This is a genomic window from Solimonas flava DSM 18980 (genome assembly GCF_000426685.1).
Taxonomy (GTDB): domain Bacteria; phylum Pseudomonadota; class Gammaproteobacteria; order Nevskiales; family Nevskiaceae; genus Solimonas; species Solimonas flava.
Genome location: NZ_AUFV01000010.1, coordinates 114,870 through 138,592, shown reverse-complemented (window position 1 = coordinate 138,592; position 23,723 = coordinate 114,870). Strand labels below are relative to the sequence as shown.

27 protein-coding genes, 2 tRNA genes and 1 pseudogene are annotated in these 23,723 nt (G+C 70.0%); 12 read left to right on the top strand and 18 right to left on the bottom strand.

What is annotated here, in order from left to right; translation table 11 throughout:
- Nucleotides 1–298: 298 nt before the first annotated feature.
- Entirely contained in the window at nucleotides 299–1,576 is a 1,278-nt protein-coding gene (locus K343_RS0112255; RefSeq protein ID WP_154662539.1) for a serine hydrolase, read from the top strand.
- 49 nt (nucleotides 1,577–1,625) lie between these two features.
- On the opposite strand, the gene K343_RS0112250 is transcribed toward K343_RS0112255, so the two are convergent.
- Together K343_RS0112250 and K343_RS0112245 are read right to left on the bottom strand one after the other, a co-directional pair.
- Nucleotides 1,626–2,006, bottom strand: coding sequence for a group II truncated hemoglobin (locus K343_RS0112250; RefSeq protein ID WP_028008329.1), 381 nt, complete (start codon nucleotides 2,004–2,006; stop codon nucleotides 1,626–1,628).
- Between the two features lie 123 nt (nucleotides 2,007–2,129).
- Nucleotides 2,130–2,687, bottom strand: coding sequence for a DUF3228 family protein (locus K343_RS0112245; protein WP_028008328.1), 558 nt, complete (start codon nucleotides 2,685–2,687; stop codon nucleotides 2,130–2,132).
- A gap of 172 nt (nucleotides 2,688–2,859) precedes the next feature.
- Between K343_RS0112245 and K343_RS21925 the strand changes: the two genes are divergently transcribed.
- Nucleotides 2,860–4,104 carry a patatin-like phospholipase family protein gene (locus tag K343_RS21925; RefSeq protein WP_161628887.1) on the top strand — a complete coding sequence of 415 codons (1,245 nt, stop codon included), beginning with the start codon at nucleotides 2,860–2,862 and terminating at the stop codon, nucleotides 4,102–4,104.
- 60 nt (nucleotides 4,105–4,164) lie between these two features.
- On the opposite strand, the pseudogene K343_RS25385 reads toward K343_RS21925, so the two are convergent.
- Nucleotides 4,165–4,371 (bottom strand): annotated as a pseudogene (locus K343_RS25385) (zinc-binding dehydrogenase); the annotation flags it as partial.
- A gap of 92 nt (nucleotides 4,372–4,463) precedes the next feature.
- Here K343_RS25385 and K343_RS21920 point away from each other — a divergent pair.
- Entirely contained in the window at nucleotides 4,464–4,754 is a 291-nt protein-coding gene (locus tag K343_RS21920; protein ID WP_028008326.1) for a type 2 periplasmic-binding domain-containing protein, read from the top strand.
- A 5-nt stretch (nucleotides 4,755–4,759) separates the two neighbouring features.
- On the opposite strand, the gene K343_RS0112225 is transcribed toward K343_RS21920, so the two are convergent.
- Nucleotides 4,760–5,227: a DUF1203 domain-containing protein gene (locus tag K343_RS0112225; protein ID WP_028008325.1), complete on the bottom strand. Its 468-nt coding sequence runs from the start codon at nucleotides 5,225–5,227 to the stop codon at nucleotides 4,760–4,762.
- Nucleotides 5,228–5,407: 180 nt separating this feature from the next.
- Here K343_RS0112225 and K343_RS0112220 point away from each other — a divergent pair, with 180 nt between their 5' ends.
- Entirely contained in the window at nucleotides 5,408–6,652 is a 1,245-nt protein-coding gene (locus tag K343_RS0112220) for a YncE family protein (protein ID WP_028008324.1), read from the top strand.
- Nucleotides 6,653–6,717: 65 nt separating this feature from the next.
- Here the strand turns inward: K343_RS0112220 and K343_RS0112215 are convergent, their stop codons facing one another.
- From K343_RS0112215 to K343_RS0112205, 3 genes are all read right to left on the bottom strand, one after another.
- Entirely contained in the window at nucleotides 6,718–8,040 is a 1,323-nt protein-coding gene (locus tag K343_RS0112215; protein WP_028008323.1) for a PQQ-dependent sugar dehydrogenase, read from the bottom strand.
- A gap of 145 nt (nucleotides 8,041–8,185) precedes the next feature.
- Nucleotides 8,186–8,455, bottom strand: a complete 270-nt coding sequence (locus K343_RS0112210) for a hypothetical protein (RefSeq protein ID WP_020649052.1) — start codon at nucleotides 8,453–8,455, stop codon at nucleotides 8,186–8,188.
- Nucleotides 8,456–8,537: 82 nt separating this feature from the next.
- Nucleotides 8,538–8,825 (bottom strand): hypothetical protein, encoded by a 288-nt coding sequence (locus K343_RS0112205; RefSeq protein WP_028008322.1) that lies wholly within the window; start codon nucleotides 8,823–8,825, stop codon nucleotides 8,538–8,540.
- A 178-nt stretch (nucleotides 8,826–9,003) separates the two neighbouring features.
- Between K343_RS0112205 and K343_RS0112200 the strand changes: the two genes are divergently transcribed.
- The gene (locus K343_RS0112200; protein ID WP_028008321.1) at nucleotides 9,004–9,222 is read left to right on the top strand and encodes a DUF4169 family protein; all 219 of its coding nucleotides are present in this window, start codon (nucleotides 9,004–9,006) and stop codon (nucleotides 9,220–9,222) included.
- Nucleotides 9,223–9,236: 14 nt separating this feature from the next.
- Here the strand turns inward: K343_RS0112200 and K343_RS0112195 are convergent, their stop codons facing one another.
- The 5 genes from K343_RS0112195 to K343_RS21915 are packed head-to-tail and all read right to left on the bottom strand — an operon-like array spanning nucleotide 9,237 to nucleotide 12,067.
- A complete protein-coding gene (locus K343_RS0112195) occupies nucleotides 9,237–10,076 on the bottom strand; it encodes an alpha/beta hydrolase (protein ID WP_028008320.1) in 840 nt (279 codons plus the stop codon).
- Nucleotides 10,073–10,318: a hypothetical protein gene (locus tag K343_RS0112190; RefSeq protein ID WP_028008319.1), complete on the bottom strand. Its 246-nt coding sequence runs from the start codon at nucleotides 10,316–10,318 to the stop codon at nucleotides 10,073–10,075. The genes K343_RS0112195 and K343_RS0112190 overlap by 4 nt, the downstream gene beginning before the upstream one ends.
- The gene (locus K343_RS0112185; protein ID WP_028008318.1) at nucleotides 10,315–11,136 is read right to left on the bottom strand and encodes a sterol desaturase family protein; all 822 of its coding nucleotides are present in this window, start codon (nucleotides 11,134–11,136) and stop codon (nucleotides 10,315–10,317) included. Before K343_RS0112185 ends, K343_RS0112190 begins: the two co-directional genes overlap by 4 nt.
- A 16-nt stretch (nucleotides 11,137–11,152) precedes the next feature.
- Nucleotides 11,153–11,674 (bottom strand): hypothetical protein, encoded by a 522-nt coding sequence (locus tag K343_RS0112180; protein WP_028008317.1) that lies wholly within the window; start codon nucleotides 11,672–11,674, stop codon nucleotides 11,153–11,155.
- Between the two features lie 45 nt (nucleotides 11,675–11,719).
- The gene (locus K343_RS21915) at nucleotides 11,720–12,067 is read right to left on the bottom strand and encodes an EF-hand domain-containing protein (protein WP_161628886.1); all 348 of its coding nucleotides are present in this window, start codon (nucleotides 12,065–12,067) and stop codon (nucleotides 11,720–11,722) included.
- Nucleotides 12,068–12,223: 156 nt separating this feature from the next.
- On the opposite strand from K343_RS21915, the gene K343_RS0112170 reads away from it, so the two are divergent.
- Nucleotides 12,224–12,946, top strand: coding sequence for a response regulator (locus K343_RS0112170; RefSeq protein ID WP_028008316.1), 723 nt, complete (start codon nucleotides 12,224–12,226; stop codon nucleotides 12,944–12,946).
- On the top strand, nucleotides 12,943–14,262 hold the full coding sequence (locus K343_RS21910; RefSeq protein ID WP_051278304.1) for an ATP-binding protein: 1,320 nt from the start codon (nucleotides 12,943–12,945) through the stop codon (nucleotides 14,260–14,262). The genes K343_RS0112170 and K343_RS21910 overlap by 4 nt, the downstream gene beginning before the upstream one ends.
- A gap of 71 nt (nucleotides 14,263–14,333) precedes the next feature.
- Here the strand turns inward: K343_RS21910 and K343_RS0112160 are convergent, their stop codons facing one another.
- Nucleotides 14,334–14,546 carry a cold-shock protein gene (locus tag K343_RS0112160; protein WP_020649042.1) on the bottom strand — a complete coding sequence of 71 codons (213 nt, stop codon included), beginning with the start codon at nucleotides 14,544–14,546 and terminating at the stop codon, nucleotides 14,334–14,336.
- 262 nt (nucleotides 14,547–14,808) lie between these two features.
- Here K343_RS0112160 and K343_RS24485 point away from each other — a divergent pair, with 262 nt between their 5' ends.
- Nucleotides 14,809–15,087: a hypothetical protein gene (locus K343_RS24485; RefSeq protein ID WP_154662537.1), complete on the top strand. Its 279-nt coding sequence runs from the start codon at nucleotides 14,809–14,811 to the stop codon at nucleotides 15,085–15,087.
- A gap of 92 nt (nucleotides 15,088–15,179) precedes the next feature.
- Nucleotides 15,180–15,422: a hypothetical protein gene (locus K343_RS24480; protein ID WP_154662536.1), complete on the top strand. Its 243-nt coding sequence runs from the start codon at nucleotides 15,180–15,182 to the stop codon at nucleotides 15,420–15,422.
- Nucleotides 15,423–15,486: 64 nt separating this feature from the next.
- Here the strand turns inward: K343_RS24480 and K343_RS0112145 are convergent, their stop codons facing one another.
- From K343_RS0112145 to K343_RS0112130, 4 genes are all read right to left on the bottom strand, one after another.
- Entirely contained in the window at nucleotides 15,487–16,095 is a 609-nt protein-coding gene (locus K343_RS0112145) for an OmpA family protein (protein ID WP_028008315.1), read from the bottom strand.
- A 131-nt stretch (nucleotides 16,096–16,226) separates the two neighbouring features.
- The gene (pncA, locus tag K343_RS0112140; protein WP_028008314.1) at nucleotides 16,227–16,886 is read right to left on the bottom strand and encodes a bifunctional nicotinamidase/pyrazinamidase; all 660 of its coding nucleotides are present in this window, start codon (nucleotides 16,884–16,886) and stop codon (nucleotides 16,227–16,229) included.
- A 124-nt stretch (nucleotides 16,887–17,010) separates the two neighbouring features.
- Entirely contained in the window at nucleotides 17,011–18,207 is a 1,197-nt protein-coding gene (locus K343_RS0112135) for an amino acid aminotransferase (protein ID WP_028008313.1), read from the bottom strand.
- A gap of 76 nt (nucleotides 18,208–18,283) precedes the next feature.
- Nucleotides 18,284–18,359, bottom strand: a tRNA-Asn gene (locus tag K343_RS0112130).
- A gap of 108 nt (nucleotides 18,360–18,467) precedes the next feature.
- On the opposite strand from K343_RS0112130, the gene K343_RS0112125 reads away from it, so the two are divergent.
- The 3 genes from K343_RS0112125 to K343_RS0112115 all read left to right on the top strand — a co-directional run bounded on the left by K343_RS0112125 (nucleotide 18,468) and on the right by K343_RS0112115 (nucleotide 22,686).
- The gene (locus K343_RS0112125) at nucleotides 18,468–20,345 is read left to right on the top strand and encodes an ATP-binding cassette domain-containing protein (RefSeq protein WP_028008312.1); all 1,878 of its coding nucleotides are present in this window, start codon (nucleotides 18,468–18,470) and stop codon (nucleotides 20,343–20,345) included.
- Nucleotides 20,346–20,470: 125 nt separating this feature from the next.
- Entirely contained in the window at nucleotides 20,471–22,537 is a 2,067-nt protein-coding gene (uvrB, locus tag K343_RS0112120) for an excinuclease ABC subunit UvrB (protein ID WP_211226249.1), read from the top strand.
- A gap of 72 nt (nucleotides 22,538–22,609) precedes the next feature.
- Nucleotides 22,610–22,686 (top strand) — tRNA-Val (locus tag K343_RS0112115).
- A 125-nt stretch (nucleotides 22,687–22,811) separates the two neighbouring features.
- Here the strand turns inward: K343_RS0112115 and K343_RS0112110 are convergent.
- Nucleotides 22,812–23,711: a hypothetical protein gene (locus tag K343_RS0112110; RefSeq protein ID WP_028008310.1), complete on the bottom strand. Its 900-nt coding sequence runs from the start codon at nucleotides 23,709–23,711 to the stop codon at nucleotides 22,812–22,814.
- Nucleotides 23,712–23,723 lie beyond the last annotated feature (12 nt).

The window sequence follows — 23,723 nt, the reverse complement described above, 5'->3', positions numbered from 1 at the left end:
CACCGCCATTTCCGGATGCGATTGGCGGACATGCGACAAAGCCGCAATATCTCGATAGTTGCGCAAGCGCGAAGGCCGGAACCCAGAGTGGCGCACAAGCGGCCAATGCGCATACATTGTGCACAATAAGAAATCAGAACCATCGACCCTGACGCGGGAGGAGAACAGGCATGAAACACCGGACAGGACGCGGGCACAGCGCGCGCCGTACCGACACGCCACCGGCATCGTGCGTATCGCACGCGCCGCAGTGCCGACCGGCGCGGGCGCGCCGCGCAGCGCGAACGGAGGCGAGACGATGAAGAAGATCCTGCTCGCAGGCCTCGCCCTGACGCTCGTCGCCACCGGCGGCCTGCTGTTCTGGCAGTGGCGGATGACGCGGACGCTCGCCGCCGAACTCGACTTCAACCGCAACGGCCGGCTCGAACCCGAGGAGGCCGGACCGCTGCTGCGCCGGCACTTCGCACAGTTCGACCGCGACGGCGACGGCAGCCTCGACGACGCCGAGCTGCTGCGCTTCTCGGCCAGCGCGCTGCTCGGCAACCTGCGCATCCGGATGCACGCGCGCGGCCTGCCGGACCCGGCGCTGCCGGCGCGCGCGTCGGTCGAGGATCTGCGCGCGGCGCTGCAGCAGATGACGACGGCGCTGGAACTGGACGGCGCGGCGCTGATCGTCGGCCGCGACGGCGCCGAGCAGGCGCGCGTGCAGGTCGGCGCGATCGGCTTCGACAGCGTCGTGCCGGTCGCCTCGTCGAGCAAATGGGTGTCCGCCGTCGTGCTGATGCGGCTCGTCGAGCAGCGCCGGCTCGACCTCGACCGGCCGCTGTCGGCCTATCTGCCGGAACTCGGCGGCCCCTGGGCCCGCACGACGCCACGCCAGCTGTTCAGCCATACCGCCGGCGCCGATCTCGGCCACGCGCTGAACTACTCGCCGGAGATGCCGGCCGATGAGTTGTTCGCGCGTCTGGTCGCGCTGCCGATGCACGATGCGCCGGGCACCGCCTTCACCTACGGCGGCATCGCCATGCAGATCGGCGGCCACCTCGCCGAACGCGTCAGCGGCCGGCGCTGGACGACGCTGTTCGTCGACGAGGTCGCCACACCGGCCGGCATGGCGTCGAGCTTCTACGCGCACCCGATCTGGTATCGCGAGGGCGCGGACCTGCCGAGCGCCAACGTCGCCGCCGGCCTGCACACCTCGGCGCAGGATTACGCGCGCTTCCTCGTCGCGCTGCAGCGGCCGGGCATGCTGCTGTCGCAAGCCTCGATCGACACCATCGAAACCGATTACAGCAGCGCGCTGGTGCAGAACTTCCGGCCGCCGGGCATCGATCCGACCTGGTCGTACGGGCTCGGCCTGTGGTGCGAACAGCAGGACGGGCGCCGCTGCACGCGCGTCAGCAGCGCCGGCGCGCTCGGCACCTATCCGTGGCTGGACCGCAGCTCAGGCCGCTACGGCGTGCTCGTCACGCTCGGCAGCGTCAAGACGGTGATGCCGTTCGCGCGGCACCTGCGCGCGCTCGCGGAGCGCCTCGACGCCGGCCCGGCGCCGGCGCCGACCGCCGCGCCGCCGTGAAACGCCGCGCGACGGCGCCGCGACGTGAGGGCGTGCGACGGCTTCGCCCTCAGCGATCGCGCATGGCGTTGGCCATGCGGAACATCGGCGCGTGCAGAATGTTGCGCACCTCGTCGCTGGCGCCGATCTCGTCGAGCGCGATGTCCATGCAGCGCAGCCACTGGTCGCGCTCGGCCTCGCCGATCGGATACGGGCCGTGCGCGCTGCCGATGCAGACGTGGCCGTACTTCTGGAAATAGAGCCGCGGACCGCCGAGCCAGCCGGACAGGAATTCGAACAGCTTCTGCTTGATGCCGTCGAGCGATTCGCCGTGCATGGCGCGGATCGTCGCCGCTTCCGGCAGGCGGTCCATGGCGTCATAGAACGCGACCGCGAGGGCGCGCACGCCGTTCTCGCCGCCGATCAGGTCATAGGGCGTGGGATCGCTCATCGGCTTTTCGCTCTCGTGGCTTCGGGCGCACGAGTCTCGGCAGCACGGCCGCCGCGCACCATGACCCGCGTCATGTCGCGCCGCGGCGATCCGCGCTAGCACCCGTGCGTCACGGCCCGTGCGTCACGGCCGCCAGTTGGCGTTGCGCTCCCAGAACTCGACGCTGCGCCGGTAGGCCTCGCGGTCGAGCGGCACGCCGGAGCCGCCTTCCTCGACGCCGAGCGCGTTGCGCATCATCGTGATCGGCGCCATCGGAATCTCCTCGGGCGCGGCCGTCGCCAGACAGCCGACCACGCCCCAGTCGGCGTCGATCGGCGTGCCCTCGCGCGCCATCTGCTCGCGGCTGTAGAGGATCACGACGAGATAGTTCGCGACCGGCGCCTCGACACCTTCGAACCAGCGCACCAGCACCGGCAGCTCGCGCTTCGTGCGCGCCTCGTAGGCGGAGCGCAGCAGGTGGCGGTTGGCATCGGTGATCGGCACCGTCAGGCAGCGCGTCGAGGTCCAGTTGCGATGCACGTGCAGCTTGCAGAACGGCGCGTAGCCGTCGAGCACCTTGAGCGGCGCATGCGCGTTGAGATGGCGCTCGAAATCTTCCGGCGTCGTGTCCTGGAGGGTGTTGGCGCGACCGGACTTGGGGAACAGGCGTGCCTGCGCGAACGGCGTCAGCAGAATCTTCACGGCAATGGCGGATGGCAAGACGAGGGGCGCGAGCGTATCACCGCCGGCGAACCACGCCCGCCGGCGAACCGCGCGCGACGCGCATCCTTTTTCGCGCCGTCGAAACTCGGTAGTGTGCGCGAGCCTTTCCCGCTTCCGGCCTGCCATGGACCGACGCCGCCTCCCCACCCTGTTGACGACTGCGAGCCTCGCGCTGCTCGCCGGCTGCATCTCGATCGAGCGCCTGCCGGCACCGCCCGGCAAGCTGAGCACCGCGACCCCGCTCGGCTTCGACGCGCCGGTGCGCCTGGCCTACGACAGCCCGGAAAGCTTCCGCCAGCACTCGGCGCAGAACCTGCAACGCATGAAAGCGGCCGCCGGCGACGGCCCGATCAACATCCTCGCGCTGTCCGGCGGCGGCGCCGGCGGCGCGTTCGGCGCCGGCGCGCTGGTCGGCTGGAGCCGCAGCGGCCGGCGCCCGGAATTCCAGCTCGTCACCGGCGTCAGCGTCGGCGCGCTGATCGCGCCGCTCGCCTACCTCGGCCCGGCCTGGGACGCGCAGCTGACCGAGGCGCTGTCCGGCGACAGCAGCAGCAATCTGCTGCAACGCGACCTCACCGGCCTGATGCTCGGCCAGCCGGCGATGTATCGCGGCCAGCCGCTGGTCGATCTCGTCGACCGCTTCGTCACCGACCAGCTGCTGCTCGCCGTCGCGCGCGAGTACATGCGCGGCCGCATGCTGCTGATCGAGACCACCGACCTCGACAAGGGCGAAGCGGTGATCTGGGACATGGGCGCGATCGCCGCGCGCGGCGGCTCGGATGCACGGCTGCTGTTCCGCAACGTGCTGGTGGCCTCGGCCAGCATTCCGGTGGTGTTTCCGCCGGTGATGATCCGCGTCAGCGAGAACGGCGAAACCTACGACGAGATGCACGTCGACGGCGGCGCTTCAGTGCCGCTGTTCATCGGTCCGGAGATCGCCTCGCTGGTCGCCGAAGGCGTCCCCCGCATCGGCGACGTGCGCGTCTACGCACTGGTCAACAGTCAGCTCAGCCGCGAGCCGGGCACCACGCGCATCGGCGCGCGCAAGATCCTGGTGCGCGGCTTCGACGTCAGCCTCACGCACGGCACGCGCGCGGCGCTGGGCCTGGCCTTCGCGACGGCGCGGCACTACGGCATGGACTTCAAGCTGACCGCGATCCCGAACGCCTTCCGCTTCGGCGGCGCTCTCGACTTCAAGGCGGAGCACATGAAGGCGCTGTTCGACTTCGCCGCGCGCTGCGGCGAGGCCGACCAGCTGTGGAAGACCTTCGGCGACACCTACCAGGACGCGATCGTCGCGCGCGAACCGCAGCCCGGCGACATTCCCGGCTGCCCGGTATCGTCGACCACCGCGCCGACCACGCCGTCCGCACCCAACGTGCCGCTGACGCACTGAGCCCGTGCGGACGGTGCGCGGCGCTCGTTCGCCGCGCACCCGCCTTCGCGCCGAGACGCTTCAGAAGCCTTCGAGCACGATCTTGCCGCGGGCGGTGCCGCGCTCGACCAGCGCATGCGCGCGGCGCAGATTGGCGGCGTCGATGCGGCCGTAGTGCTCGGCGAGCGTCGCGCGAATCGCGCCGGCGTCGAACAGCTGGGCGAGCTCGTCGAGCGGGCGGCCCTGCTCGATCATCTCCGGCGTGCCGAAGCTGGAGCGCGCGAACATCCCACGACGGCATCTTCCTGCAGCTCGACGGCCGGCCGTTCCGCGACTGGCGGCTGTGGCGCGGTCGTCGCACGGCCGGCGACGGCGAACGAGTGCGCGCGCACGGCGGCCTGTGCGGCAACGGTGCGCTGGTGCGCGAATGGACGCTGCAGGGCCGCGGCGTGGCGGTGAAGGCGCTCACCGACGTGATCGACGATCTCGAAGCCGGCCGTCTCGTGCCGCTGCTGCCCGGCCATCATGGCGGCGCGGCGCCGGTGCAGGCGCTGCTGCCCGGCCGCGGCCACACGCCGCAGCGCGTACGCGAACGGCTCGTGCCGCTCGCCGAGCGCTGCGCCGTGATCCAGCGGCGCATGGACCGCTGGAGCGGACGCCGGACGCGCTGACGCCTTCAGGCGCGCTCGACGCGCGCCGCGTAGCAGCCGCGTCTGGCGTAGTGCAGGTGCAGATAGGCTGCGCGCCGATCGGCGAAGCTGCGCTCGATCAGCGTCTCCGGCGCGACGCCGTCGACGACGTCGGCGTCGATCATCAGATCGTCGGCATCGAAAGCGCGCACCGACAGCAGCCTCGAGCGCAGCAGCGCCGGCACTTCGTCGATGCGATCCCAGGTGCGCTCGGCGCCTTCGCGCACGAAGATCGCATGGCTGGCGCGATACGGATTGTCGGCGGGCTGGTGCATGTAGTTGAGCAGCAGCAGCGTCTCGCCCGGCTCGGCGTCGCGCAGCTCGATGCGATCGGGAAAGCCGGGCTTGCGGTCGGCGACGCAGCGCCGCACGCCACGCGCGCGCAGCGCCGCGTCGGACAGGTCATAGAGCGGACGGAAGGGATCGGCGGGCAGGCCGGTGATGCGAAAGGACATGGCGGACTCCGGTAGGGACGCGCCAGCCTGCGCCGCCGCACCCGACACCGACATCCGGAGCTTGCGCTCCGCTGTCAGCGCCCCGACAGCCTGCCGCGCCGGGCACGATTTACTAGCGGCGCGAGGCGGCCGCATGCCTACGATGTCGGCATTACAAAACCGATACGGGGGATAGCGCCCATGGTGGTCACACTCAAGCATCTTTGCGCAGCCGGCGTCGCCGCGCTGGCGCTCGCCGCCTGCGGCGGCTCGGACAGCGGCGGCGGCGCCGCAGGCAAGACGCGCGAGGTCCTCGTCGTCAGCAACAACTGGGACGGCACCGCCGACTTCATCGATACCCGCAGCTACGAACGCCTGCTGCGTCTCGACATCATCCCGGACAAGGACGAGCGCATGGCGGAAATCACCCGCAATCCGCTGCGGCTCGCCCTGTTCCTCGGCGTGCGCCAGCTGATCGGCGAAGGCCACGACCAGTTCGTCGACGACAGTTTCACCTCGCCGGACGGTCGCTACCTGTATGTGTCGCGGCCGAGCTTCGCCGACGTCGTCGCCTTCGACCTGACAACGCGGCAGATCGTCTGGCGCACGCCGGTCGAAGGCTACCGCTCGGACCACATGGCGATCTCGCCGGACGGCAAGCGCCTCGCCGTCTCGGCCTCGACGTCGAAGCAAGTCCACGTGATCGATACCGCGACCGGTACGATCGTCGGCAGCTTTGCGTCCGGCGACCAGCCGCACGAGAACAACTACTCGAAGGACGGCTCACGGATCTTCCACGCCAGCATCGGCACCGTGTTCACGCCGACCGACGCGCCGGTCTTCGACACCACCAAGGGCGAGCGCGTGTTCGAGGTCGTCGATGCCGGCACGCTGGAAGTGACGCACAAGGTTGACATCGGCGAAAAACTCGCCGAAGCCGGCTATCCGGACATGAGCTCGGCGGTGCGGCCGATGGCGATCGCGCCGGACGAGAACCTGTTCTACTTCCAGCTCTCGTTCTTCCACGGCTTCGTCGAATACGACCTCGCGCAGGACCGCATCCTGCGCGTCGCGCAACTGCCGAACGCGATTCCCGACGTGCCGCGCTCGCAGTATCTGCTCGACAGCGCGCATCACGGCCTGGCGATGAATCCGCAAGGCACCAAGCTCTGCGTGGCCGGCACGATGGACGACTACGTCGCCGTCGTCTCGCGCGAGACCTTCGCGTACAAGATCGTCGCCAACGGCTCGAAGCCGTACTGGGCGACCAACAGCGGCGACGGCACGCGCTGCTTCGTGTCGATGTCCGGCGACGACGCGATCGCCGTCATCGACTACGCGAGCGAGCAGAAGATCGCGAGCATCCCGGTCGGCGACCATCCGCAGCGCTCGCGCGTCGGCCGCGTGCTGCAGTCGGTGGTCGACGCCGCCGCGTCCGCTTCATAGCCCGGCGCCACGCAGAAGCGGGCCTGCGTGGTCCGCCTTTGCGTTCGCGACCTCGCGCGGCGCGTTCAGGGCGATGCGACTGGGGGCGATGCGGCGCTGACGCGCCAGATCGCGTTGCCGACGTCGTCGGCAACCAGCAGCGCGCCGCGCGCATCGAGGGCGACGCCGACCGGCCGGCCATAGGCCTTGCCGTCGGCGCTGACGAAGCCGCCGAGCACGTCGCTCGGCAAGCCGCGCGGCTTGCCGTCGGCGAACGGCACGAAGATCACCTTGTAACCGCTCAGCGGCTGGCGGTTCCACGAACCGTGCTGGCCGACGAACATGCCGTTGGCGTACGCCGGCGGCAGCCGGTTGCCGCGCGCGCTGACCAGTCCGAGCGAGGCGGTGTGCGGGCCGAGCGCGTAATCGGGCACGAGCGCCTGGGCGACCAGCGCCGGCTTCTGCGGCTGCACGCGCGCATCGACGTGCTGGCCGTAGTAGCTGTACGGCCAGCCGTAGAAGCCGCCGTCGCGCACCGACGTCAGGTAGTCCGGCACGAGGTCCGAACCGATTTCGTCGCGTTCGTTGACGACCGTCCACAGCTCGCCGCTGTCCGGCTCCCAGGCCAGGCCGTTCGGATTGCGCAGACCGGACGCGAAGACGCGCGCCTCGCCACTGCCGAGGTCGACTTCCCAGATCGCCGCGCGGCCGACTTCCGCCTCGACGCCGTTCTCGGCCACGTTGCTGTTCGAGCCGACCGTCACGTACAGCTTGCGCCCGTCGCGGCTGGCGATGAGGTTCTTGGTCCAGTGGTGATTGCGCGGTCCGGCCGGCAGATCGACGAGCTTCGTGCCGGCCGCCGCGATCCGCGTCTGGCCGTTCTCGTACGGGAAGCTCAGCACCGCGTCGGTGTTGGCGACGTAGAGCGCGTCGCCGACCAGCGCCATGCCGAACGGTGAATGCAGGTCCTGCAGGAACACGCTGCGCTGGTCGGCGACACCGTCGCCGTCGCTGTCGCGCAGCAGGGTGATGCGATTGGCGCTAGCCACGCCGGCACCGGCCTTCTTCATGATCTGTTTCGCCACCCAGCCGCGCAGACCGGCATCGTCCTCCGGCTTGGGCGGCGCATTGGTCTCGGCAACCAGCACGTCGCCGTTCGGCAGCACGTAAAGCCAGCGCGGATGGTCGAGCGCGTCGGCGTAGGCGCCGACCGCGAGTCCCGGCGCCGCGGTCGGCTTGCCGCCCGCCGGCCAGCCGATCGCGGGCGCGATGTTGACGACCGGCAGCAAGGCCTTTTCCGGCGCCGGCAGCTGCGGATCGGGCCCCGTGCCCTGCTCGACCGACAGCCGCGCCGGGCCGCCGCAGGCGGACAGCGCGGCACAAAGAACGAGCGCCGGCGCGGCCCGCAGGAGCCGGGTCCCGCACCACCAGCGGAAAACGGCTGGCCGACGGCCGGCGCCGACGCGAACGGGCGCGCGCCGTGCGCTAATGGCGCGCGGCGGCAGCACCGCTGCCCGCAGGCGGCACGCACGCAGGGCCGGCGCGCGCATCGGCTCAGTTCGCGGCTTCGGCCAGCATGCGCGCCGCGCGCGAGAACAGATCGTCGGCGGCTTCCTCGAGCATGCCTTCGAGGCCGAGCGTCGCTTCGGCGTCGTTGCCGGCCCGGGCCCGGACCGCGTCGGCCAGATAGCCGACCATGCCCTCGTGCAGGCGCGACAGCGGCACGCCGGCGCTGACACTGTGGTCCGCCAGCAGCAGGGCGACGGCGTCGGTCAGCACGGCCAGCTGCGCGGACGTCTGCAGACGGAAAAGACCTTCATTCATGCTCTTGCTCGAAAACCGATGGGGGAGCGCGAAGCCTACCATCGGTTCCGGCCGCCTCGCCGCGCGGCGGTCTCGCCGGGCCTCAGAAGCCCTCGTCCTCGTCGGGATCGTCGATCGGCAGCGTCAGCTGCTCGGGGCGCGCCCAGCCGACGCGGCCGGTGCTCAGCGCGAGGATCTGCTGGCGCCAGGAATAGCAGCCCTGTTCGTTGGGCCCGAGCAGCTGCAGGCGCGACAGCACCAGCAGCGGCTTGCCGCGCAGATGCTCGTACTGCGGATTCAGGCTCGCGTCCGGACGGAAGCGCAGGCGGATGCCGATCGGCCACTGGCTGGCCGGGCGGCTGGAAGTGTCGGCGGCGTGCGGGTCGATCATGGCGGCGCGCAGGAAAGTGAAGGCCCGGGAGCAATTCTTGCCGCGCCGCGACACGCCGCCATCGCGGGCGGCCCCGACACCGGTGTCAGCCGCGACGGACAGGGCGCGTAGGACGCCGCACGAGCCGGCGCCGGCATCTTTGGCTATGCTCGGCACCCTCCCCCGCCGCGAGCGTGCGATGGCCGAGATCATCAACTTCAACAAGGCGCGCAAGAAGAAGGCGCGCGCCGAGGCCGAGCGGCAGGCGGCCGAGAATCGCGTGCGCTTCGGCCGCAGCAAGGCCGAGAAGACGCTCGACGCCGCGCGCACCGAGGACGCGCGCAAACGCCTCGATCAGCTGCAGCGCGAACCCGGCGACGCGCGGTCGGACAGCGACGCGCCCGGCACGCCGGACTGAAGGCCGCCGCGCGTTCAGCCGCGCAGATGGCGGCCGAGGAACTCGAGCGCGGCGCGCACCGCGTCGTCGCCGTGCCGCACCGCGCCGATGTGGCCGGCGCCGGACACCACGAACAACGCATTCGGCACGCCGGCGGCATCGAGCGCGCGCCCGTAGGCCTGCGCCTGGGCGATCGGCACCAGACGGTCGTCGCTGCCGTGATAGAGGAAAACCGGCGGATCCTGCGCATCGACCTGCAGCGCCGGCGAAGCGGCGCGGCACAGCGCCGCCGCCTGCGAGCACGGCGCGCCGAGATAAGCCTCCACCATGCGATTGTCGGCGAAGCGCGTCAGATCGGCCGGCGTGCCGCCGGCAACGACCGCGCGCAGCCGCGCCGGCGCCGCGCCGTACGGCGGCGCGGTACCGATGCCGCCGAGCAAGGCGGCCAGATTGGCGCCGGCCGAGTAGCCCCAGGCCGCGAGGCGCTGCGGATCGATGCGGTAGCGCGCCGCGTTCGCCTGCATCCAGCGCAGCGCCTGCTGCAAATCCTGCAGCGGCGCCGGAAAGCGATAGGCGGGCGCCAGCCGGTAGTCGACATTGACGGCGACATAGCCGTGCGCGGCGAGCTGGCGCGCGACCGGCGCCATGTGCGCGCGCGACCCGCGCTGCCAGGCGCCGCCGTGCACCAGCAGCACTGCCGGAAACGGCCCGGCGCCGACGGGTTCGTAGACATCGAGCGCCAGCGCCTGCGGCCAGTCCGGCGGCGTGTAGCGCAGCTCGCGCTCGACGCTGCCCTCGCCGTCCGAGGTCACCGCGCAGGCCGGCAGTGCGGCGGCGAGCAGCAGCATCGCGGCGCTGCGCAGGCCGCGTCTCATGGCGTGTCGGTGACGGCGAGCGGATGCACCGGCACGCCATCGCTCCAGTCGCCGAGATCGCGCTGCGCGGCGGTGCTCCCGCAGGTCGCCAGCGCCAGCAGCGACAACGGCGCCACCCGGCGCACCGTGCGCGAGCGCGAACGGCGGCGCTGCCGGCGCCGACGATGCAGCCACCAGGCGACGATGGCGGCACAGACCGGCCCGAGCAGGACCTGCGCGGCAGCGGACGCGAATGCGCTCATACGAAAACCTTCAGCCGGGCGCGCCAGCCCCGCGCACGGCGCCAGTCAGCGAACATCGCGCGCCACTCGCCGAACGCAATCGCGAACGGGTTGTAGCGCGGCGGCCGGCCGAGCACACCGTAGCGCAGTTCGACCTCCGCCGGCGCCACGGCAAAGGTGCCGAACAGGCGGTCCCAGACGATCAGGATGCCGCCGAAATTGCGATCGAGCAGTTCGGCGTTGCAGGCGTGATGGACGCGGTGATGGGTCGGCGTGTTGAAGACCCATTCAACCGGTCCGAGCCGGCCGATCAGCCGGCTGTGCAGCGCGAACTGATAGGCGAGGTTCAGCGCGAAGGCCGCGGCCACCGCGAGCGGCGGCACGCCGAGCCACACCGGCAGCAGCAGGAACAGCCAGGCGCCGGACAGCAGCTCGGTCCAGCCGAGCCGGTACGCCGCCGACAGGTTCAGTTCGGTCGGCGAGTGATGCACGCCGTGCGTGGCCCACAGCCAGCGCAGGCGGTGGCTGCTGCGATGCATCCAGTAGTAGAGGAAATCGACCAGCAGCACGACGCCGGCCAGCGCCCACGGCCCGCCGAGGTCCGCATCGAACAGGCGATGCGCGTAGACCCAGGCGAACAGCGGCGCCAGCAGCGCGGCGTTGAGCGCGCGCACGCCGACGTTGCCGAACGCCACCGCGGCCGACGCAGCGCTCTCGCGCCAGTCGTAGCCGCCGCGGCGGCGCCAGGCCAGCCAGCCCAGCTCGGCCAGCGCGAACAGCATCAGCAGCAGGGGCAGCAGCGGCCGGTGCGGCGCGCCGGCGGCGAACGAGGCGAACATCGCACCGGCCCGCCGCTTACGGCGCCGAAGCCGGCGTGCGCTCGACTTCACGCACCACGCTGCCGCCATTCGGGCCGGTCTTCACGACCTCGGCCGAGCGCGCGCCGGTCTGTGCGTCGTAGCTGCGCGTGGCGCTGCGCGAAGCGGTCTCGCCGTACGGACCGGTGACGCTGCGCGAGCGGCTGACGCTGCCCGGCTGCACGACGGTCTGGCCGCCGCGCGTCACCGTCTGGCCGTTGGCGCCGGTGACCGTGACGTCGCGGTAGGCGGTGCCGGTCGCGGCGTCGTAGCCGCGCTCGGCCTCGCGCGTGGCGCCGTTGGGGCCCTGCTGCGTGCGCTCGGCCTCGCGGTGGCCGGGCTGGGCCGAGACCTGCGCGCTGCGCTGCGCCGTGCGGCCTTCGGGCCCGCTGCGCGAGACGCTGTGCTGGCGCTCGCGCGCCTCGGCGTCGCGCGGCAGCACGGCGCTGCAGGCGAGCACCGCGGACAGCGCCGCGCCGGTGAGGGTCAGGAGATGGGGAATGCGAAGGGAACGGGACATGGCGAAGCTCCGCTGGGGGGAAGGGGGAAATCGAAGCGTGATGGCTCAGGAACCGCGCGCGGCGCGCGCCCGCTGGCGCAGTTCGGCGCGCGTCAGCTTGCCGTCGCCGTCGGCGTCGGCCGCGCTGAAGCGTTCAAGGCGCGCGGCGACGAACTCATCCTCGCGCAGCGCGCCGTCGTGATCGCGGTCGAGCCGCCGGAATTCGGCGTGCAGCGCGGCCGCGGCCTCGTCGCGGCTGATCGCGCCGTCGCCGTCGGTGTCGACGGCCTTCATGCGCGCGCCGCCGGGCACGTCGGCCGGCGGCTGGGCGGCCGCCGGCAGCGCCATTGCGGCGAGCAGCAAGGCGGCGACGTGCCGCGCAACCCGGGCGGGCAACAGACGGCGGCGATTCATGGACAGGCTCCGGTCGGTGACAGTGCGGCCAGAGTGCCGCGCGGCGTCTGCACGCAGGTGTCCGCCGCTGCACGCCATGTGACGCCGTGTAACAGGCGTGTCGTGGCCGACCGCGGTCGGCTATAAAGCGGCATGTCCGCCGTGGAGCCGTCGCGCATGAATCTCGCCGCCCGCATCGTCATCGTCGAGGACGATCGCGAGATCGGCCCGCTGGTGCGCGCCCTGCTCGAACGCGAGAACTACGGCGCCGAGTGGGTGCGCTCCGGCAGCGAGATGGATGTTGCCCTCGCCCGCCAGCGCGCCGACCTGCTGATCCTCGATCTGATGTTGCCCGGCGAGGACGGCCTGTCGATCTGCCGGCGCCTGCGCGCACAGGGCAATCTGCCGATCGTGATGCTGACCGCCAAGGACGAGGACCTCGACCGCATCATCGGCCTCGAACTCGGCGCCGACGACTATCTCGGCAAGCCGTTCAATCCGCGCGAGCTGCTGGCGCGGATCCGCGCCGTGCTGCGCCGCACCGCCTCGGCGACGACGCTGCAGCCGAGCGGCCACGAATGCCTGCGCTTCGCCGGCTACGTCTTCGATCTCGGCGCGCGCGAACTGCGCCGCGACGACGGCACGCCGATCGAACTGTCCGCCGGCGACTACGACCTGCTCGCGATGTTCGTGCACCATCCGCAGCGCGTGCTGAGCCGCGAGCAGATCATGGAGTTCACCAAGCGTCGCAGCTGGGAGATCTACGATCGTTCGATCGACATCGCGGCCTCGCGGCTGCGGCGCAAGATCGAGCCGGACCCGGCGCATCCGACGCTGATCCGCACGGTCCGCAACGGCGGCTACCTGTTCACGCCGCTGGTCGAGCGCGTCGCGCCGTGATCGGTCTCGCGCTCCGCGTCACCGTGCTGATGGTGACGACCCTGCTGCTGGTGTCGATGACCCTGCTTGGCGCGTTCTACCTGCAGCGCGCGAGCGAAACCGGCCGAACGCCGCTGGCGCCACTGCCCGGCCGGCTGGCGGCGATCGTCGAGCTGTTGGAAGCCGACCCGGCGAACAGCGCGCGCATCCTGCGCGCCGCGACCTCGCCGGACTTCCGGCTCAGCCTGCGCCCGGGACCGCTCGGCGCGCAGGACCACGACGAGCATCCGCGCGTGGCGGCGCTGCTGCAGCGCGGCGCCGCCACGCTGCGCGAGCACGCGCTGTCCGTCAGCGGCCAGCGCGCCAGCGACGAGGCCGGCGACGGCAGCGGCGCGCTGCGCGTGACGGTCGCGTTGCGGGACGGGCGCGTCCTCGAAGCCGAGGTTCGCGGCGCCAGCTTGCGGCGCACGCTCGGCCGGCCGTTCGCATTGGCGACGATGCTGCTGGTCGGCGCGATCGGACTCGCCGCGCTGTGGGCGCTGCGCGCGCAGATCCGCCCGCTCGAAGCGCTGGCGCGCGAGGTCGAGCGCATCGGCACGAACGCCGACGGCGCACCGCTGCCGGAGAGCGGCGCGCGCGAGGTGCGCCAGCTGGTCGACGCCTTCAACCGCATGCGCGAGCGCATCCATGGCCTGCTCGAAGCGCGCACGCGCCTGCTCGCGGCGATCAGCCACGACCTCGGCACCTATCTGACGCGCCTGCGCCTGCGCGTCGAACTGATCGACGATCCGGAGCAGCGCGCGCGCGCCGGCCAGGACCTGCACGACATGCACCAGCTGCTGCGCGACGCGCTGGCGCTGGCGCGCACCGAAGCGGCCGGCGACGCGCAGCCCGAGGCGGTCGATCTGGTCGCGCTCGCCGAGCGCGAGCGGCGCGAGCGCCACGCCGAGGGCGGCCAGGTGTCGCTGCATGCGCCGGCGACGCTGGTCGTGTCCGGGCAGGCGCTCGGGCTGGCGCGCGTGCTGAGCAATCTGGTCGGCAACGCGCTCAAGTACGCCGGCGCCGCGGAGATTCATCTCGGGCGCGATGGCGCGCAGGCCGAGCTGCGGGTCGACGACCACGGACCCGGCATTCCGGCCGCCGAGCGCGAGACCGTGCTCGAGCCGTTCCATCGCCGCGACCACGCCCGCACGCTCGACGGCGGCGGTTCCGGACTGGGGTTGGCGATCGTCGCCGACATCGTCCGCCAGCATCACGGCGAATTCCGCCTGGAGGAGACGCCGGGCGGCGGCCTGCGGGCCCGCGTGCGGCTGCCGCTCGCCAACGCCGGGCAATAACGCCGTCAATAAACGCCGGACAACAAAAAACCGCGGCCGAGGCCGCGGTTTTCTTTACAGCTCAGGACGGCTTAGATCGCGCGGATCTTGGTGGCCTGCATGCCCTTCGGGCCGCGAGCCGCCGTGTACTCGACGCGCTGGCCTTCGGCGAGGGTCTTGAAGCCCGTGCCCTGGATTTCCTTGAAGTGCGCGAAGAGGTCTTCACCGCCTTCGCTCGGCGTGATGAAGCCGAAGCCCTTGGCGTCGTTGAACCACTTCACGGTGCCGGTCGAAACATTGCTCATGGATACATTCCTTTTAAACGGTAATCGGGCAATCCCGCCCGTGGGGTGCATACGGTCAAGAGGAACGCATCGGGAAATTCATACCACCCAAATGGCGGATGTCCAACGGATAGCACTACTTGAGGCGACTGCGGCGTGCACACTACGCGATCCTTCGGTATTTGTCGACTCGCCGCTCGCCAAGCGTGTAAACCATCCGCTCAGGGCGCGCATCCAAACGGCAGCAACCCATCGCCGCCGCCGTTCCACCCGAGACCCGATCATGGAAATCGCCACCTTGCCTGGCGCGGACTTCTTCGTCCCGCTGTTTCCCCGCCCCGCCGCCACGACCGCCACCCCCGCGAACGCGGCGTCGGCCGTTGCGGCGATCCCAGCCCCGACGCTGGACACATTGCGCCGCCGCCCGCGTCCGCCGCTGGCTTGGGAGCTGGCGCAGTGCGCGCGCAACTTCCACCTGCTGCGTCACCCGCAGGCGGCGAGCGGCGCGGCGCAGACGGGTGCCGCATCGCTGCCCGCAGGCTGGACCGCGCGCGGCCTGTAGCGCAAAAAAAGATCCAAACGTCGCGCCGTTTGCGCGGTCCAAGATGTGATCGGGCTTGCAACACGCAACCCCGGCACAAGGAGGAATCGGACATGAACAGCTCGCTCCATCCCGCCCCGGCGGGGCCGTCACCAACCGCCGGCGCCGCATCCGAGGCGACTTCCGTCGAAGCCTCCGATCCTGAACGGCCTGTGCTCGACACCGAACGCGCCGGCGAGCAGGAGACCTTCCGCAGCGAGCGCCCGCCGGCCGAGCTTGAACTGGAAGCCAGCCAGCACCTCGGCGAACTGCTGCCGGCGCGCCAGCCGGACGGCTGGATCAGCCGCAGCCTGTAGTGACGGACAAAAAAAGACCGGCCGCGAGGCCGGTCCGGGCACGGCGGATTCCGCCGAGGTGTTTTCAGTCGGCGTTGCCGGCGCTCGTGGCTGCCGCATCGGCCGGCGCATGGTCGATGACCAGCGCGACGCGGCGATTGGCCTCGCCCTGCGCCCCGTAGGCGCCCGGCTCGACCTGACGGTTCTTGTCCTTGCCGTAGCTGACCGCGCGCACCTTGCCGGCGTCGAGGCCGCCGGTCTGCACGAGGTAGTCGCGCACGGCCTCGGCGCGCTTCAGGCCGAGCTTCTTGTTGTAGCCCGCCGAGCCGGCGGCGTCGGTGAACCCTTCGACCGTGACCAGCACGTTCGGGTGGTGCTCGCGAATCACCGCGGCGAACTCGTCGAGGGCCGGCTTGTCCTGCTCGCGCAGCGCCGCCTTGTCGTAGTCGAAATGCGCACCGAGATCGACGCGCACGCGGCCCTGCAACTGCGAGATCTTGGCGTCGTAGGCGGCGAAGCGGCTGTCGAGCTCGCTCTTCAGGCCATTGAGGTCATTGCGCAGCGCCGCGTCGTTGGCGCGAAGCTCGGCAATGGCCGCGTCGTAATCCTCCTGTTTCACATAGTGATGGCAACCGGCCAGCACGACCGCCGTCAGGCCGATCGCGAGCTTGGTGGCGACTCCGTACGTCTTCATCGACGACTCTCCTTGGATCCCTGGTCATGGTTGTCCGCGAGCAGTCGCGAACGGTCGGGAAAGTAGCCCCCTCAAAATGAAGTCCACCTGAACCGCCGGCGGCCGCCTGCGCGCGCAACCGGTGGCGCGGGTCAAGCCACCGCCAGATCGCGCAGCTGCAGACGCCGCACGCCGGCGGCCGTCATGTCGCGCCAGGCACGCTCGCGCGAACCGTCGAGGTCGATCGCCCGGCAGGCATCGTCGATCACCGCCGTCGCGAAGCCCGCGGCGCAGGCATCGAGCGCCGACCAGGCCACGCAGAAATCGAGCGCGAGGCCGGCCAGATAGACCGTATCGACGCCGCGCTCGCGCAGATAGCCGGCCAGGCCGGTGGTCGTGCGGCGGTCGGCCTCGACGAAGGCCGAATAGCTGTCGACATCGCGATGGCAGCCCTTGCGGATCAGCAGCCGCGCCTGCGGCAGCGCCAGGTCCGGATGCAGCGCCGCGCCGGCGCTGTCCTGCACGCAGTGATCCGGCCACAGCGTCTGCGCGCCATACGGCAGCGCGATCTGCTCGAACCGCTGACGTCCCGCATGCTGGCTGGCGAACGAGGCGTGATCGGCCGGATGCCAGTCCTGCGTCAGCACGACATGGGCAAAGCGCGCGCCCAGCCGGTTGATTAGCGGCACCACCGCGTCGCCATCGGCGACCGGCAGGCGCCCGCCCGGCATGAAGTCGTTCTGCACGTCGATCACCAGCAACACGGCGCGCGGATCGGCGGGCGACACGAAGGAGGCAGCAGACGAGGGCATCGACGAACTCACAAGGGCAAACCTGCCGCGCAGCGTAACGCCGGCCCGGAAATGCGAAAGCCCCGGCCGGAGCCGGGGCTTTCGAGTGCCGGCGAACCCGGACGTCGGGCCGCCGCGGCGACGCTCAGATCACCGCCGCGATCGCCTTGCAGACGTAGTCCAGATTCTTGCTGTTGAGCGCGGCCACGCAGATGCGGCCGCTGTCCACGCCGTAGACACCGAACTCGCTGCGCAGGCGCTGCATCTGCTCCTTGCTGAGACCCGAGTAGCTGAACATGCCGACCTGCTGGGTGATGAAGCTCATGTCCTGCTGCACACCCGCCGCCTTCAGGCCCTCGACCAGCTGGCTGCGCATCAGCTTGATGCGCTGGCGCATTCCGGCCAGCTCCTGCTCCCACTGCGCGCGCAGCTCCGGCGTGTTCAGCACCGCCGCCACCACCGCACCGCCGTGCGTCGGCGGGTTGCTGTAGTTGGTGCGGATCATGATCTTGAGCTGCGACAGCACGCGATCGGCTTCTTCCTTGCTCGCGCACAGCACCGACAGCGCACCGACGCGTTCGCCGTAGAGGCTGAAGCTCTTCGAGAAGCTGGTCGACACGAAGAAGGTCAGGCCGGCGGCGACGAACTTGCCGATCACCGCGCCGTCCTCGGCCAGACCCGAACCGAAGCCCTGGTAGGCCATGTCGAGGAACGGCGTGAGGCCGCCTTGCTTGACGACGGCGATCACCTGCTCCCACTGCGCCGCGCTCAGATCGTAGCCGGTCGGATTGTGGCAGCAGGCGTGCAGCACGACGATCGTGCCCGGCGCGGCGGCCTTCAGATCGGCCAGCAGGCCGGCGAAGTCGATGCCGCGGCTGGCGGCGTCGTAGTAGCGGTAGGTGCCGACCTCGAAGCCCGCCTGCGTGAACAGCGCGCGGTGGTTCTCCCAGCTCGGATCGGAAATCAGGACCTTGGCCTTCGGATTCAGCTTCTTCAGGAAGTCCGCGCCGATCTTCAGGCCGCCGGTGCCGCCGATGGCCTGCACGGTCGCCACGCGGCCGCTCTTGACCGGCTCGCTGTCGGCGCCGAACACGAGGCCCTTCACCGCGGCGTCGTAGGCGGCGATGCCATCGATCGGCAGATAGCCGCGCGCCGTCGGCTTTTCCATCAGCGCCTTCTCGGCGGCCTGCACGCACTGCAGGAGCGGCAGCTTGCCGTTGTCGTCGTAATAGACGCCGACGCCGAGGTTGATCTTGTTCGGGTTCTTGTCGGCGGCGAAAGCTTCGTTCAGGCCCAGAATCGGGTCGCGCGGCGCCATTTCGACGGCGGAGAAGATGGACATGCGGAATCCTCGGGAGCGCTGATCAGGATCGCTGCCGCACAAAAAAGGGTCTGCCATCCGGCAGACCCTCCATGTTTGGCTCCGCGACCTGGACTCGAACCAGGGACCCAGTGATTAACAGTCACTTGCTCTACCGACTGAGCTATCGCGGATCGGCAGGGGTGCGCATTCTAGTGAGCGACGGCCGCCGATGCAATGCTTGGCCGCATGCCGGCCCTGCCGGCGGCTAGAATCCGCATCCCTCGCCGGAATCCCCAACCGTGACCCTGCTCGCTCTCAAGAACATCACCCTGCGTTTCGGCGGCCCGCCGCTGCTCGATGGCGTCAACTTCGCGATCGAACGCGGCGAGCGCGTCTGCCTGCTCGGGCGCAATGGCGAGGGCAAGTCGACGCTGCTGCGCGTCATCACCGGCCAGCAGCACGCCGACGACGGCGAGGTGATCCGCACCCAGGGCCTGCGCATCGCCGAGATGCCGCAGGACGTGCCGAAGGGCCTGACCGGCACGGTCCGCGAGATCGTCACCAGCGGCGCCGGCGCGGTCGGCGCGGCGCTCGCCGAATACCACCACCTGCTGCTGCACGACCCCGAGCAGCTCGACCGCCTCGGCAAGCTGCAGCACGTGCTCGACACGCAGAACGGCTGGGCGCTCGATGCGCGCATCGATGGCGTCGTTTCGCGTCTCGGCCTGCCGCCGGATGCCGCGTTCGAGTCGCTGTCCGGCGGCCTCAAGCGCCGCGTGCTGCTCGGCCGCGCACTCGCCGCCGAGCCCGATCTGCTGCTGCTCGACGAACCGACCAACCATCTCGACGTCGACGCGATCGCCTGGATCGAGGACTTCCTGGCGGCCTGGGAAGGCGCGCTGCTGTTCATCACCCACGACCGCGCCTTCCTGCGCCGGCTGGCGACGCGCATCGTCGAGCTCGATCGCGGCCGGCTGACGAGCTGGCCCGGCGACTACGACAACTACCTGCGCCGCCGCGAGGAGCGCCTGCACGCCGAGGCGCAGGAAGTCGCGCTGTTCGACAAGAAGCTCGCGCAGGAAGAGGCCTGGATCCGCAAGGGCATCGAAGCGCGGCGCACGCGCGACATGGGCCGCGTCAAACGCCTCTACGAGATGCGCGATCAGTACGCGCAGCGCCGCAAGCTGCAGGGCACCGCGCAGTTCACGGTCCAGGAGGCCGAGCGCTCCGGCAAGCTCGTCGCCGAAGCCAGGAACCTCACGTACCGCTGGGGCGAGCAGCTGATCTGCCGCAATTTCTCGACGACCATCCTGCGCGGCGACAAGATCGGCGTCGTCGGTCCGAACGGCGCCGGCAAGACCACGCTGCTGCGCCTGCTGCTCGGCCAGCTGCAGCCGGACAGCGGCGAGGTGCGCATCGGCAGCAATCTGGAAATCGCCTGGTTCGACCAGCTGCGCTCGACACTGGACGAGAGCAAGCCGGTCTGGGAGAACATCGCCGGCGGCAAGGAGTTCATCGAGATCGGCGGCGCGCGCAAGCACGTGATGAGCTATCTGCAGGACTTTCTGTTCACGCCGGACCGCGCGCGCAGCCCCACGCATGTGCTGTCCGGCGGCGAGCGCTCGCGCCTGCTGCTCGCACAGCTGTTCTCGCAGCCGGCGAACCTGCTGGTGCTCGACGAGCCGACGAACGATCTCGACGTCGAGACGCTGGACCTGCTCGAAGAACTGATCACCGATTTCGACGGCACCGTGCTGGTCGTCTCGCACGATCGCGCCTTCCTCGACAACGTCGTGCTGCGCACGCTGGTGTTCGAAGGTGAAGGCCGCATCGGCGAATACATCGGCGGCTACAGCGACTGGCTGCGCCAGCGCCCCGCGCCGGCCGCCAAGACCGCTGCGCCGAAGCCGGCCGCGACGCCGGTGCCGGCGCCGGCGCCGGTCGCCGCACCGCCGCCGGCCAGGCCGGCGCTCAGCAACGACGAGCGTCGCGAGCTGAAGAACCTGCCGGGCAAGATCGAAAAGCTCGAAGCCGAGCAGCAGGCGCTGGGCCTCAAGCTCGCCGAGCTGTACGCGAGCGATCCCGGCAAGGCCACGGAGATGCAGAAGCGGCTCGCCGCGCTGCAGACGCAGCTCGCCGCCACCTATGCACGCTGGGAAGAACTCGAAAGCCGCTGAGCCGCGCGTGTCTGCTGACACTTCCCCGTCAGCAGACACGCACGCCGCCACCCGGTGCGGGGTTGCCTTGGAGTAGGCTGTAGGGCCCTGTTGAACCGGGCCGGCGTCGGCCCCATCTTGCCGCCATGCGAGAAGCCCCCCGCGACGAACTCAAGGACCGCCGGCTCAAGGAGCGCGACGCCGGCCTGTTCCACCTGAAGGCCAATTGGCAGCCGGCCGGCGACCAGCCGACCGCGATCGCGACGCTGGTCGAGGGCCTGCGCGACGGCCTCGCCCATCAGACCCTGCTCGGCGTCACCGGCTCGGGCAAGACCTTCACGATCGCCAACGTCATCAACGAGCTGCAGCGCCCGGCGCTGATCATGGCGCCGAACAAGACACTGGCCGCGCAGCTCTACGGCGAGTTCCGCGAGTTCTTCCCGGACAACGCGGTCGAGTACTTCGTTTCGTACTACGACTACTACCAGCCGGAGGCGTACGTGCCGAGCAGCGACACGTACATCGAGAAGGACAGCTCGGTGAACGACCACATCGAGCAGATGCGCCTGTCGGCGACCAAGGCGCTGATGACGCGGCGCGACACCATCATCGTCGCCTCGGTCTCGGCGATCTACGGCCTCGGCGATCCGGAGCAGTACTTCCAGATGGTGATGCATCTGGTCAAGGGCGAGCGCCTGCCGCAGCGCGAGCTGATCCGCCAGCTGACCTCGATGCAGTACGTGCGCAACGAAGTCGCGCTCGACCGCGGCACCTATCGCGTGCGTGGCGAAGTCATCGACATCCATCCGGCCGAAAGCGACGCGGCGGCGATCCGCGTCGAGCTGTTCGACGACGAGATCGAAACGATCTCCGAGTTCGACCCGCTGACCGGCGAGGTCAAGCGCAAGCTGCCGCGCGTGACGATCTTCCCGAAGACGCACTACGTCACGCCGCGCGAGAAGATCGTCAACATGTTCGACGCGATCAAGGAAGAACTCGGTCAGCGCCTGAAGCTGCTCAAAGCGCAGAACAAGCTCGTCGAGGCACAGCGCCTCGAACAGCGCACGAACTTCGATCTCGAAATGATCCGCGAGATCGGCTACTGCAACGGCATCGAGAACTACTCGCGCTATCTGTCGGGCCGCAACCCGGGCGAGCCGCCGCCCTGTCTGCTCGACTACCTGCCGCCGGACGCGATCGTCGTGCTCGACGAATCGCACGTCACCGTTCCGCAGATCGGCGCCATGTTCAAGGGCGACCGCTCACGCAAGGAAACGCTCGTCGAATACGGCTTCCGCCTGCCGAGCGCGCTCGACAACCGCCCGCTGCGCTTCGATGAATTCGAGCGCATCTGTCCGCAGACGATCTACGTCTCGGCGACGCCCGGCCCGTACGAGATCGAGCACTCGGCCGGCGCCATCGCCGAGCAGGTCGTGCGGCCGACCGGCCTGATCGATCCGCCGACCGAGATTCATCCGGCCTCGACGCAGGTCGACGACCTGCTCGGCGAGATCCGCCTGCGCGCCGACAAGAAGGAGCGCGTGCTGGTGACCGTGCTGACCAAGCGCATGGCCGAGGATCTCACCGACTATCTGCACGAGCACGGCGTCAAGGTCCGCTACATGCACTCCGACGTCGACACCGTCGAGCGCGCCGAGATCATCCGCGATCTGCGCCTCGGCCTGTTCGACGTGCTGGTCGGCATCAACCTGCTGCGCGAAGGCCTCGACATCCCCGAAGTCTCGCTGGTCGCCATTCTCGACGCCGACAAGGAAGGCTTCCTGCGCTCCGAGCGCTCGCTGATCCAGACCATCGGCCGCGCCGCGCGCAACCTGCACGGCAAGGCCATCCTCTACGCCGACCGCGAAACCGACTCGATGAAGCGCGCGCTCGGCGAGACCGACCGCCGCCGCGCCAAACAGATCGCCTACAACGAGGCGCACGGCATCACGCCCAAGGGCGTGCAGAAGCGCATCGCCGACGTCATGCGCTACGGCTACGAGGACTACCAGGTCGGTGCCGGCGCCGCGCTCAAGGCCGCGGAGGTCAAGGCGCGCTACGAGGTGCTGCCGCCCGAGCAGATGGCGAAGAAGATCGCCAAGCTCGAAAAGCAGATGAAGGAACACGCGATGAACCTCGAATTCGAGGCCGCCGCCAAGCTGCGCGATGAGATCCGCAAATTGCGCGAACAGGCGCTGGTCAACGCCGCCTGACGCAGAGGAAACCCGTCGAGGCTTGCGCCCGGCCCGGCGACACGGTATCTTTCGCGCCCTTCGACGGACCCTAGGCGCGTAGCTCAGCTGGTTAGAGCACTACCTTGACATGGTAGGGGTCGTTGGTTCGAGTCCAATCGCGCCTACCAACACCGCAAGAACCCTCGGCTGATGCCGGGGGTTTTTGTTTTTCGGGCTGGTTCGAAGCAAGTCCGTTTCGGTCGCCTCCGCGCGATCCGTCGCGCTGCCGAAATCGCCGGGCACACCGCGCACCTCACTCGCGCGTCAGCGCATACAGCGTGCAGCTGCCGATCCGGCTGGTACTGATGCCCGGAAATGGACAGGTCCAGACCGCCAATGCTCGCGCGTCAGCGCTCATCGACAAGCCGACGATCGGACCGGCCGCCTGCGCCCTGGAACCAAACCAGGATCCGAACTGGTGCAAGGCCGTGACGAAATCGATCGGTCCGTCACTCAACGTGCAGTTCCCTCCCGCGCAGCGCATTTCACCCGCAGCTTCGCTGAGCAAGCCGCTCGCAGGTTCGTAACGCAGGCGCGTTCCCTGCCAGACGCCATCGATCGCATCGTCGGACAGATCAAAGGCCGGCGGCTGGCACTCGCCGGAAGACGGCGCGGCGACATCGCGCCAGGCGGCGCGGGCGCGCCCGCTCTCGCGATCGTTGTCCGAGGCGGCATCCGGAAGGTGGATCGAAAAATACGCGCGATGGACATCGATGCCCGTGGCCATCACGATCTCCAGATCGTGAGCCCAGGAAGAAGCTTCCGGCGCCAGCCAGTAGTGATCCTGAACGAACGTCGTTTCGCCGCGCCGCAGGCACCAGCGGTCGCGGTCCGAGGCCGCACACCAGGCATCTTCGCTGTCGAGGCTGACCATCCCGCCCTCGGCGCGGATCTGCACAGCGCGGTCTTCCAGCGTGGCTGACGTCAACGTCCCGCAATCGCTGCCCTGGAAGATGCCATTGGCAATCGACATGGTCTGCTTGGCCGCGAGGTAGGGACCATCCTGCAGCTGGGCGTAGTCTTCGAACATCGGCTGCGCGAGTGGCGCGGGGTCGCTTGGACCGCCACCGGCATCCTCACCGCCGCCGCTGCCGCCGCCGCAAGCCGCCAGCAGCAACGCGCACCCCGTCATCCACCCGTTCGTTTTACTCATGACGGCGCCATC

Excerpts from the sequence above, each read along its gene's own strand:
- K343_RS0112255 (WP_154662539.1), top strand. The coding sequence starts at position 299 with ATGAAGAAGATCCTGCTCGCAGGCCTCGCCCTGACGCTCGTCGCCACC.
- K343_RS0112250 (WP_028008329.1), bottom strand. The coding sequence starts at position 2,006 with ATGAGCGATCCCACGCCCTATGACCTGATCGGCGGCGAGAACGGCGTG.
- K343_RS0112225 (WP_028008325.1), bottom strand. The coding sequence starts at position 5,227 with ATGTCCTTTCGCATCACCGGCCTGCCCGCCGATCCCTTCCGTCCGCTC.
- K343_RS0112220 (WP_028008324.1), top strand. The coding sequence starts at position 5,408 with ATGGTGGTCACACTCAAGCATCTTTGCGCAGCCGGCGTCGCCGCGCTG.
- K343_RS0112210 (WP_020649052.1), bottom strand. The coding sequence starts at position 8,455 with ATGAATGAAGGTCTTTTCCGTCTGCAGACGTCCGCGCAGCTGGCCGTG.
- K343_RS0112205 (WP_028008322.1), bottom strand. The coding sequence starts at position 8,825 with ATGATCGACCCGCACGCCGCCGACACTTCCAGCCGCCCGGCCAGCCAG.
- K343_RS0112200 (WP_028008321.1), top strand. The coding sequence starts at position 9,004 with ATGGCCGAGATCATCAACTTCAACAAGGCGCGCAAGAAGAAGGCGCGC.
- K343_RS0112195 (WP_028008320.1), bottom strand. The coding sequence starts at position 10,076 with ATGAGACGCGGCCTGCGCAGCGCCGCGATGCTGCTGCTCGCCGCCGCA.
- K343_RS0112190 (WP_028008319.1), bottom strand. The coding sequence starts at position 10,318 with ATGAGCGCATTCGCGTCCGCTGCCGCGCAGGTCCTGCTCGGGCCGGTC.
- K343_RS0112185 (WP_028008318.1), bottom strand. The coding sequence starts at position 11,136 with ATGTTCGCCTCGTTCGCCGCCGGCGCGCCGCACCGGCCGCTGCTGCCC.
- K343_RS0112180 (WP_028008317.1), bottom strand. The coding sequence starts at position 11,674 with ATGTCCCGTTCCCTTCGCATTCCCCATCTCCTGACCCTCACCGGCGCG.
- K343_RS21915 (WP_161628886.1), bottom strand. The coding sequence starts at position 12,067 with ATGAATCGCCGCCGTCTGTTGCCCGCCCGGGTTGCGCGGCACGTCGCC.
- K343_RS0112170 (WP_028008316.1), top strand. The coding sequence starts at position 12,224 with ATGAATCTCGCCGCCCGCATCGTCATCGTCGAGGACGATCGCGAGATC.
- K343_RS0112160 (WP_020649042.1), bottom strand. The coding sequence starts at position 14,546 with ATGAGCAATGTTTCGACCGGCACCGTGAAGTGGTTCAACGACGCCAAG.
- K343_RS24485 (WP_154662537.1), top strand. The coding sequence starts at position 14,809 with ATGGAAATCGCCACCTTGCCTGGCGCGGACTTCTTCGTCCCGCTGTTT.
- K343_RS24480 (WP_154662536.1), top strand. The coding sequence starts at position 15,180 with ATGAACAGCTCGCTCCATCCCGCCCCGGCGGGGCCGTCACCAACCGCC.
- K343_RS0112145 (WP_028008315.1), bottom strand. The coding sequence starts at position 16,095 with ATGAAGACGTACGGAGTCGCCACCAAGCTCGCGATCGGCCTGACGGCG.
- pncA (WP_028008314.1), bottom strand. The coding sequence starts at position 16,886 with ATGCCCTCGTCTGCTGCCTCCTTCGTGTCGCCCGCCGATCCGCGCGCC.
- K343_RS0112135 (WP_028008313.1), bottom strand. The coding sequence starts at position 18,207 with ATGTCCATCTTCTCCGCCGTCGAAATGGCGCCGCGCGACCCGATTCTG.
- uvrB (WP_211226249.1), top strand. The coding sequence starts at position 20,471 with ATGCGAGAAGCCCCCCGCGACGAACTCAAGGACCGCCGGCTCAAGGAG.
- K343_RS0112110 (WP_028008310.1), bottom strand. The coding sequence starts at position 23,711 with ATGAGTAAAACGAACGGGTGGATGACGGGGTGCGCGTTGCTGCTGGCG.